Source organism: Paracoccus indicus, from assembly GCF_003056335.1.
GTDB classification, from domain to species: Bacteria; Pseudomonadota; Alphaproteobacteria; order Rhodobacterales; family Rhodobacteraceae; genus Paracoccus; species Paracoccus indicus.
Genome location: NZ_PYWA01000023.1, coordinates 1 through 2327, shown reverse-complemented (window position 1 = coordinate 2327; position 2327 = coordinate 1). Strand labels below are relative to the sequence as shown.

Here is a 2327-nt window from a genome sequence, read left to right as displayed (position 1 = left end):
TTTTTTTTTCAGTAATATCAACAAAGTTCTTGAGCTATTGTTATCTCTCAAGATAACCCCTGTATCTGGGAGGATAACAATAATGATTGGAGGGCAGGATGAAGAGTGAGGAGAGAGGTCTAACAGGGCGTCCAGACAAGACGTTCGATGTGAAGACGGGTGAAGTTCAAGACGGTGCTCTTGTGTGGGTGCCAAGAAAAAACATTTCGCAGTTCGGGAGGGGATGGTTCCAAATGGCTCAAAACACGATGAAAAGGCTGAATGCTGAGCGTAAGACCCTTGGTCTCGAAGGAATCGTGGTCTTCAATGCGCTCATGGCTCGTCTCGACTTTGAGAATTACATCCAAGTATCGCAGGCTGAAATTGCTGAAGAGCTTGAGATGAAAAGGTCGAACGTTTCGAGGGCCGTGAAGCGGTTGGTGGATCTCGGATTCATCAAAACAGGCCCGAAAGTCGGCAGGAGCTTCACATACCAACTGCATCCTGAACTCGCTTGGAAAGGTCGAGGACAGAACCATTTCAAAGCGAGAGAAGCCGCAAGGGCAGCTGGTTGGCAGGTCATTGACGGTGGACACCAAGCAGAAATGGACCTTTCAGCGTCTCCAGAATAACAGCCCTGCGGGCTGTGGGCTTGGTGTGTCTTCGTTCCTTGACGACTGCGCCACACCAAGCCCATCGGGGGGCAAGCCCCCCAAACCCCCCATTCAATGAATAAGACCACGCCAGGGCCGTGCCCAGCCTGCCCCAGACCAGCCGCCATTCATGGGGCTGGGCTGGGCTGGGGCAGGCTGTGTGCGGGCCGGAAACTTGGTGCGAGGGTTTTTCTTGAGCCTGATCTATATATTATCAGGCCCCCAACTTTGGGGGCTTGATAATATGGCCGTAAGGGGGGTTTACACCCCTTTAAGGCCCGGCGTTCCCCGCGTAGTGGGGGACGCGTGCCGGACTGCGTAGCGGTCCAGGCACCCGACGAGACAGGCCCGCAAAGGGCCGAGGCGAGGAGGCGCCACGGATGGAGAAACGGAGCAAGGGCGGAGTAAATCCGAACGTGGGAGCACTGATGAGCCGCCCCCAAGCAACAGCGTCGGGGGTCGAAATCAGTGCGACGACGACGACGAAGGAACGGCTTTTCGCGGCTGTCAAAGCCGTGAGAAGCCACGCCATGTCGTCGGCTGTCGTGGACATTGTCAACGCCGAGAAGGCCACGAGCGAGACGACGCGGGCGCAATATCGGCGGATCATCGCACGCAGGATGAAGAATGGGGTGCCCGATCTCGAGGGGCTGTCGCGATCCTCGTGGTATCCGACAAGGGCCGCGTTGAAGGTCGGGCTGGCCGAGCGCGTGCGGGATGCGATGAAAGCACAGGATAAGGCACAGCGGGGGGGTGATTTCGAGACGGCGGAAAGGCTCGTGAAGGTGGCGGCAAAGGCTATTGAGCAGCTCGAAGCACTCGAAAACGCCAAGGCTCCACCGCCCGAGAAGGTCCAAAATTCAGCACGGAAACGGCTTCCGAAGGCTCGCGGAGATTCTTGGCAGGCCAAGGTTTACGACGCGGCGACGGAAACGATGCGGCCAGCGATCGCGGTGATGTGGGCAACAGGTGCGCGGCCGGCTGAAATCGGCATGGGTGTGGATATTGAGCGCGTCAAAGGCGGTTTGCGGGTCAGAATCCCAGGCGCAAAGGTCAACGACGCGAAGGGTTCGGGCCAAAAGGTCCGTGTTTTGCTGGTGAATGAGGACACGCCAGCAGGTCGCGCATTGGCCGAAAGTCTCGGAGACGCCAGCAAAATCACGGTGAAACGCAAGGCGGCACGGATCACGAAGGACTTCACGGACCATATCCGGCCCCGTCTGCCCGCCTCCTATCAGGTCTCGGCCTACTCATTCAGGCATCAGGCAGCGGCTAATATGAAGGCCGATCTTGGAGATGCTGAGAAGGTTGCGTCCGCGATGGGCCACCGAACAACTCGGTCTCAGCAGCATTACGGAACGGCACGGCAGAGCCAGAGCGCCGGTGGCGCTGTGATCGACGCCCGTGCGACGCATCAGCCCAAAGAGACCCGTGGGATCAGGATTTCACCACCGAAAAAGCCTGAATCTGGCCCCAATCTCTCTTGAGAACGGGGGGTTCGGGGGGGCTTGCCCCCCCGTCTTGGCATGCCAAAGGCATGCCTTTTTTACAGATACAGAAGGGGGATGTTTTTTTTTCAGTAATATCAACAAAGTTCTTGAGCTATTGTTATCTCTCAAGATAACCCCTGTATCTGGGAGGATAACAATAATGATTGGAGGGCAGGATGAAGAGTGAGGAGAGAGGTCTAACAGG

General features: G+C 56.9%; 2 protein-coding genes. Both read left to right on the top strand.

The window, feature by feature from the left end; translation table 11 throughout:
* The first annotated feature begins 98 nt into the window (after nt 1-98).
* The gene (locus tag DDE75_RS17070) at nt 99-611 is read left to right on the top strand and encodes a MarR family transcriptional regulator (protein WP_211659383.1); all 513 of its coding nucleotides are present in this window, start codon (nt 99-101) and stop codon (nt 609-611) included.
* A 449-nt stretch (nt 612-1060) separates the two neighbouring features.
* Entirely contained in the window at nt 1061-2119 is a 1059-nt protein-coding gene (locus tag DDE75_RS17065; protein ID WP_162799111.1) for a site-specific integrase, read from the top strand.
* Nucleotides 2120-2327: the final 208 nt, after the last annotated feature.